This window comes from Ensifer sp. (assembly GCF_035999135.1).
Taxonomy (GTDB): domain Bacteria; phylum Pseudomonadota; class Alphaproteobacteria; order Rhizobiales; family Rhizobiaceae; genus Ensifer.
On record NZ_DASYGZ010000181.1, the window covers coordinates 23,001 to 29,639 of the forward strand.

The 6,639-nt window shown below is 63.5% G+C and carries 5 protein-coding genes; all 5 read left to right on the forward strand.

The genetic code is table 11. The annotated features are described in order from the left end of the window. The first annotated feature begins 66 nt into the window (after window positions 1-66). A complete protein-coding gene (locus tag VGO12_RS23850) occupies window positions 67-708 on the forward strand; it encodes a hypothetical protein (RefSeq protein WP_327515215.1) in 642 nt (213 codons plus the stop codon). Window positions 709-984: 276 nt separating this feature from the next. Continuing rightward, window positions 985-1,524: a papain-like cysteine protease family protein gene (locus VGO12_RS23855; RefSeq protein ID WP_327515216.1), complete on the forward strand. Its 540-nt coding sequence runs from the start codon at window positions 985-987 to the stop codon at window positions 1,522-1,524. A 313-nt stretch (window positions 1,525-1,837) separates the two neighbouring features. Beyond that, window positions 1,838-2,350 carry a sigma-70 family RNA polymerase sigma factor gene (locus tag VGO12_RS23860; protein ID WP_327515217.1) on the forward strand — a complete coding sequence of 171 codons (513 nt, stop codon included), beginning with the start codon at window positions 1,838-1,840 and terminating at the stop codon, window positions 2,348-2,350. Window positions 2,351-2,429: 79 nt separating this feature from the next. Beyond that, complete coding sequence (locus tag VGO12_RS23865) at window positions 2,430-3,413, forward strand: FecR family protein (protein ID WP_327515218.1); 984 nt, start codon at window positions 2,430-2,432, stop codon at window positions 3,411-3,413. A gap of 136 nt (window positions 3,414-3,549) precedes the next feature. After that, window positions 3,550-6,231 (forward strand): TonB-dependent receptor, encoded by a 2,682-nt coding sequence (locus VGO12_RS23870; RefSeq protein WP_327515219.1) that lies wholly within the window; start codon window positions 3,550-3,552, stop codon window positions 6,229-6,231. Window positions 6,232-6,639 lie beyond the last annotated feature (408 nt).

Consider the following 6,639-nt stretch of genomic DNA (forward strand, 5'->3'; position numbering starts at 1 on the left):
GCGGCCAAGGTCGGCCGCCGCCTCATTCTCTCAACGCCCGTTTCTCTCAACCACCGGGAGACCGCTATGACCGAATACAGGCTAACCTGCGTCAACAATTCGAGTTTGCATGGCAGTTTCGCTCTCTATCAGGTTCCGCCGCATGCATCGGGATCGACGGGAGCGGCCTGCCTGACGTGGCTTGCGCGTCCGGCCGCACCCGGCACGCAAGTACGCTTCTCCTGGTCGACGGAGGTCGGCTTCATCTGGGGCGAGCGCGGCACGTTCGGCGGGCGCACGACATTCACCGCTTACCAATACATCGCGGCCGACCCGGAACGCGAAAACCTGATCGACTTCGGCGCGGACGACTTTGGCGCGCCGACCTTCCAGAACCTTCGAACCGGGGGCGCGCAGGGAGCGCTGACGGTCCGGCAGCTCAATGCGACATTCGACTTCCCCATCCATCTCGGCATCGCACTCGGAAAGGCGCCGATCTACACCGTCGATTTCAACGTCAATGTCTTGAGCGCCTTTATCCCGCACCGCCATCGCTGTTGGGTGATCTTCGGCAGCTACACCGCAGGGCAGGCGATCGACGTCGAGGCGCAGACAAACGTCCAGGTCGTCGACTTCAACCCGGCGTCGCCGACCCAGCGCGTCGAGCTGACGGCGGAAAACATCCTGCGCTGTACGTCCGCGCCCGACGCGGATCCACTGTCCGGCTGACCGCACCGTCGCCGCGTTCCTCCGCTCACCTTGCTTGTGAAAGGAAGCCGATATGGAAGCCAGCACATGGTCCATGCGGGTTTCAGCCCTTGCCACCGCCGATGTCTCGTCCGGCATTCCGAGCGCCTGTCGCGGCCGCCCGCCTCCGCATGCGAGGAGGGCCGCCTGTCAATGCAATCGAACCGACCTGTCCCATGCCCGCCGTGGAGCTCCCTTTTTCCCCGACGCGCCGGATGGGCCGAACTTCTCAAAGCGAAATCGTGAAAGGAGTTTGACATGACCACAGTAGCCCATCCGCCGGCCCTGGTGCCGCAGGAAACAGGGGCGTGGTGCTTTGCTGCAGCCGAGGTAATGGTTCGCAGCTACCGTGGCCTGACAGCCTACACGCAGTATCAGATTGCCCGGCGGATCACGTTTGCGCTCGCCGAACTTGATCCCGAGGTCCAGGAACACCTGGAGTTCGCGCAGGCGATGGACCAGTCCACGGGACAACAGGAGAGCGGCGGCGCCAATCTCAGCAGCGAAGTCGTTCAGCTGATACGGTCCCAGTGGAACGCCTTCGACAACGCAGCGACCGGTGGTCAATTCGCATCCGCGGATCTGACGGCGGTGCAGGTCAAGGCCGAGATCGACAACAACCGCATCTTCGTCATCGGCAACGCCTACCACTACTATGTCGTCTACGGCTATGAGGACGACGGCAAGACGCTGCTGCTGCGCGATCCCTGGCCGCAGGGCGTGGGTGGGATGACGGCGCGAATGTCGCTTGCGAACTTTCTTCAGATTGCCGGTCGCGTGGTGATCGTCTTCCACTAGCCCTGAAGCTGTTGGCATCGGGTCCCCAAACGCCGGTGGATCCGGTGCCGGCCACATCGAAGGCAGGTTTGACGTCTCGCACTTGGTCTCGGCATGGCCACCTTTTCACGTGTGGTTGAGGACATCGCCGTCCGTTGATCCCGCGACGTTTTCCCGCTGAAGCGCTTGCCGGACATAAAACATGAGTATAATAGACAAGTATTAGTCGGCGGCAATCATCGAGCCGCAGGCGCTCCCGCAAACGATGCAGTATGGCTTTCAAGATGCACGTCCACGATCGCCGCAACCTGCTTGGCTAGATAAGGGCAGGGTGGTGACGAACGCTCTCAATCACTGGCTGGGCCTTTTGTTCCGCCGCCATCACACGGATGTCTTGCGCTACGCATCGCGGCTGATCGGCAATCGCCATGACGGCGAAGAGGTGGTGCAGAACGCCTATCTGCGCATGGTCAGGGTGGATGGCCGCAGCGTCACGCATCCGCGTTCCTATCTGTTCAAGGCCGCGCGCAACGCCGCCATCGACTTTCGCATCAAGCTCGAGCGCGAGTGGTCGCGCCGGGTCGAGTTCGATCAGGCCGACAGCCTGGCTTCGCCTGACGACCTCTCGCAGGCGCTGGAGTTTCGCGATCGGGTCGCGACCCTTTCTGTCGTCTTGAACGAGCTACCCGCGGCCTGCCGCACCGCTTTCATCATGAACAAGGTCGAGGGCCATTCTCACCGTGAAATCGCCGAGACGCTCGGGGTCTCGGTCAGCATGGTCGAGAAGCATATCCTGCGCGCCTTCGCCCATTGCCGTGACATCAAACGCGAGATGGATGCCCTCTGATTTCCATCGGGGCGTTCCACGCGCGCGGCGTTCGGCGCAACAGAGCGGCGTGTTCGCCGCGTAAAGCTTGAGGCTCGTCTTGAAGCAGACACCTATACCCGTCTCCTGTCCGGGCGGCGACATCTCTACCGAGGCGCTTGCATGGATCGTCCGTCTGCATTCAGGCGATGCATCGAGCGAAGATCGGCGAGCCTATGACGGTTGGCGAGCGCAGAGTGCGGCGCACGAGGCCGCGGCCGCCGAGGCAGAAGCGCTCTGGAGCGATGCAGCGCACCTCAGGCGCGATCGCAAGACCGGACTTGTCTATCCGGGCCGGGAGCGGGCAGGGGTCTCCCGCCGCCAGTTGCTGACCGGAATGGCGGGGCTTGCGGTTGCCGGAGGCGGGTTGGCTGCGTCGCGCCCCTTGTTTCGAACTCTGGGTTCGGACTATGCGACCGAGACCGCCGAGACGCGAGCGATCGCTTTGCCCGACGGCTCTCGCGTCGTTCTCAATGCGCTCTCGGCGATGGATGTTCGCTTCGACGAGTCGATGCGCCGTGTGACGCTGAAGGAAGGGCAGGCCTACTTCGAGGTCGCCGCAGACGCGCGCCCCTTTTCGGTGTCGGCCCGCACGACCCTTGTCGAGACGGACGGTGCGGCATTCGATATCGACGCCAACGCATCCGACGGCTCGCTCGGCATTGCCGCCACCCGCCATACCCTTCGCCTGCGACCCACCATCGCGGGCCTTTCAAGCGGCATGACGCTATCGGAGGGCGAGCGTGTATCGATCGATGAGGACGGCGCGATCGGCACAACGGTCGCGCAAGATCCGGCCATTGCGCTCGCCTGGCAGTCCGGCATGTACGTGGCCGAAAACCGCAGGCTGGGGGACGTCGTTTCCGCGCTTGCCCGCTACCACGATGGCTGGATCGTCTTCAGCAGCGACCGCCTGAAACTTGCGCGGGTGAGCGCAGTCCTCGACTTGAGGACGCCCGACGCCTCGCTTGCAGCCCTTGCCTCCGGACTGCCGATCCGGGTTACGCGCATGACACGGTTCGTCACGCTGATCTCGGCCGCCTAGCCGATTTCAATTTTTTCGACTTTTTCTCAACCGGCATTGCGGATTTCCGCGCAGCTCCTCGTCTCGGCTCATGAGGGACACGTCCTGGTCACCAGGAACGCCGATCCCTCGTTCATAGCATGGGAATAGGGGTCACATGTCCAGACATTCGGGGCGAAGCAATCTTCTCGGCGCGTTCGTGCTTGCTTCAACGACAATCGGTTCATTTCAAGCGGCAACGCCGGCAGCGGCACAGCAGGGGCAAACGGCCGGGGTCACGTTCGACATACCGGCGCAGTCGCTGACGTCGGCTCTGACGGCCTTCGCGCGACAATCGGGACTGAAGCTTGCCTATTCCGCGTCGCTGACGGCAGGCAAATCCGCGCCGGCGGTCCATGGAGCGGTTTCGCCGCCGCAGGCGCTCTCGATGCTGCTGACGGGCAGCGGCCTTACCTTTCGTCTGAACGGCGGGAGCGTCACGATAATCGAACGCGTTTCCGGCGCCCATGCAGCAAGCCCGGGCGGGGAGGCGACCTTGCTCGATCCGATCGCGGTTCGCGGCGGAGGGATCAATCCGGTCGACGCGCCCTACGAGACGGCGGCGCCCACCGCCTACATCTCCGAGGAAAACATCGATCGCTTCCGCGGATCGAGCCCGGCCGACATCTTCCGCGGCACCCCGGGCGTCCTGTCCGGCGAGGCGCGCAACGGCGCCGGCGCCGTCGACGTCAACATTCGCGGCATGCAGGGCATGGGCCGCGTTGCGGTGACCGTCGACGGTGCGTCGAACGCCGCCACCGTTTACCAGGGCTACCAGGGCATCTCCAACCGCACCTTCGTCGACCCGGACTTTCTTGGCGGTGTCTATATCACCAAGGGCTCCGATGTTGCCTCGAACGGCATCGCCGGCACGGTCAGGATGCGGACGCTGGATGCCGGCGACATCGTCAAGGAGGGGCGGACAGTCGGCCTGCGCGTCAAGGGCGGCTTCGGCACCAACACTTCGAGCCCGCCGCCGGCCGGCACCACCGCAGGCTACGCCTGGCCGGGCGGCACCTGGGCGCCACCGGTCGCGACTGCAAAGAGCGATGGAATGGACCGGCCGTCCCTCCTCGATCCGACCAGCGGCTCGGGCAGCATCATCGGTGCGATGCAGGAAGAAAACGTCGACCTCGTTGCCGGCTACGCCTATCGCCGGCAGGGCAATTACCACGCCGGCACGAATGGCCCGGCGGCGGTGCCGATCAGCAAGGGGCCGCAGCCCTATTGCTATCAGAGCGGCATTTGCCCGCCAGGTTTGATCTGGAAGGACTATATCGACAATGGCGGCATCGCCAATTATCGCGCCGGCGAGGAGGTGCTCAACACGCAGCTGCAGACGAAATCTTTTCTTGCCAAGGGCACCGTTCGCTTCGAGGACGGCCACAGCCTGCAGATCGGCTATAACGGCTTTCGCAGTGAGGCGGGCGACCTGCTAGCCTCGCGCCTGACGTCGGACCGCGGCCAGGCGATACAGCAGGGCCAGACCGCCGGCACCAAGGTCGATGCCGGTACGCTCCGCTACGGCTGGAAGCCCGACGACAATGACCTCATCGACCTCAAGGCCAATCTGTGGGTGACACGGCTTGAACTGCGCAATCCGCGGCGCAGCGGCGTTCCGTTTCCCCGGCCGGAGGATTTCGGCCTGCCGGCCAATTATCGCACCGGGTCCGACACCGTGATGTGGGGCGCCGATGTCGCCAATACCTCTGTATTGACGACCGACTACGGCGCGCTCGATCTCACCTACGGGCTGTCGTTCCAGAGCGAGGATACCCGGCCAAGCGCATTTACGCCTGAGCTTGAGACCTGGCTCGACCTTCGCGACGGTACCCGGCAGGAGGCTGCCGCCTTCACCAAGGCGGCCTGGCAGGCGACCGACTGGCTGACGGTCAATGGCGGGCTGCGCTACCAGCACTACTGGACTGAGGACAGAAACGCACCGGAACAGCCTCGTCAGGAGTATGTCTATGACACGTCGCTGAGCGATGGTGGCTTCAGCCCGTCGATCGGGGTGACCCTGGAGCCGATCGACGGCACCCAGTTCTACGTCAACTACTCGAACGCGCTGCGCTCGCCGAGCATCATGGAAGGGGTTTCGGCCTTCACCATGAACGTGAATTCCAACTTGCGTCCCGAGCGCTCCAGCAACTGGGAAGTGGGCACCAATCTTCGCCGCGACGGTCTCATCTCCGCCGACGACCAGGCGATGGTGAAGCTCGGTTTCTTCGACTGGGACGTCAAGGACTACATCGCGCGCGAATGGTACACCGATCCGCGCGGCATTTCCGGAATGCGTATCCACAACATCGCGGGCGCGCATTTCCAGGGCATCGAACTGTCCGCACGCTATGAGCGTGGCGGCTTTGCCGCGGAACTGGCGGCCAACTACTACACCGATGTCGAATTTTGCCGCACGGCCGCGACATGCGGGAACAAGTCGCTCTATGCCGACTACGCCACCAACCAGGTGCCGCCGGAATACACGGTGGCGCTGACGCTGTCGCAGACGCTTCTCGATGATGCGCTGACGGTTGGCGGCCGGGTTTCGCGCACAGGCTCGCGCGCCATCGGTCACGGCGACGTCACCGCGCAAGGGGCCTCGCAATTCATCTCGCTGATCGACTGGAAGCCCTACACGCTGGTCGATGTCTTCGCCGAATACAAGATCAACGACAGCCTGACCGCAAGCTTCCGCATCGAGAACCTGACGGACGCCTACTATGTCGACCCCTTGAGCCTGGTGCAGCAGCCGGGTCCGGGCCGAACCTTCTATGCGTCGCTGAAGGCGGAGTTCTAAGTTCACCAGTGAGCTCGAAAAACGGCATGCCGGGCAGAAAACCCGGCATGCGTGATCGCTCCGCGGCAACAACGTCGCGTTGACCTGCCTGCGACACTCCCGGCGCCGCGCAGGCGAACGGATAGTCCGTGTCTGGTCTTGGCGTCAGCTCTGTTTCTGCGGTCATTGCTTCGGGAGGGCGGGCGATAGCGGTCGATCGCACCGGGGTGCGATTTTTCGCGTTTCGTTATGCTGCGCTTCATCCTTGAACCCACCCGGCTACATATGATGTGGCAGCGAAGTTGAACTGTCCGCGTTGGTGCAAAGTAGAAATGTCACTTTGGGCCGTCGCATGGCACGATGATCAGCCCCGATCGGAACGGCTGATCCGGTTGCAAGATCAGATCGGGGCGGGTGAAGGGCACCTCT

What these genes read in the sequence shown, in the direction of transcription:
- VGO12_RS23850 (WP_327515215.1), top strand. Translation starts at nt 67, where the DNA reads ATGACCGAATACAGGCTAACCTGCGTCAACAATTCGAGTTTGCATGGC.
- VGO12_RS23870 (WP_327515219.1), top strand. Translation starts at nt 3,550, where the DNA reads ATGTCCAGACATTCGGGGCGAAGCAATCTTCTCGGCGCGTTCGTGCTT.
- VGO12_RS23855 (WP_327515216.1), top strand. Translation starts at nt 985, where the DNA reads ATGACCACAGTAGCCCATCCGCCGGCCCTGGTGCCGCAGGAAACAGGG.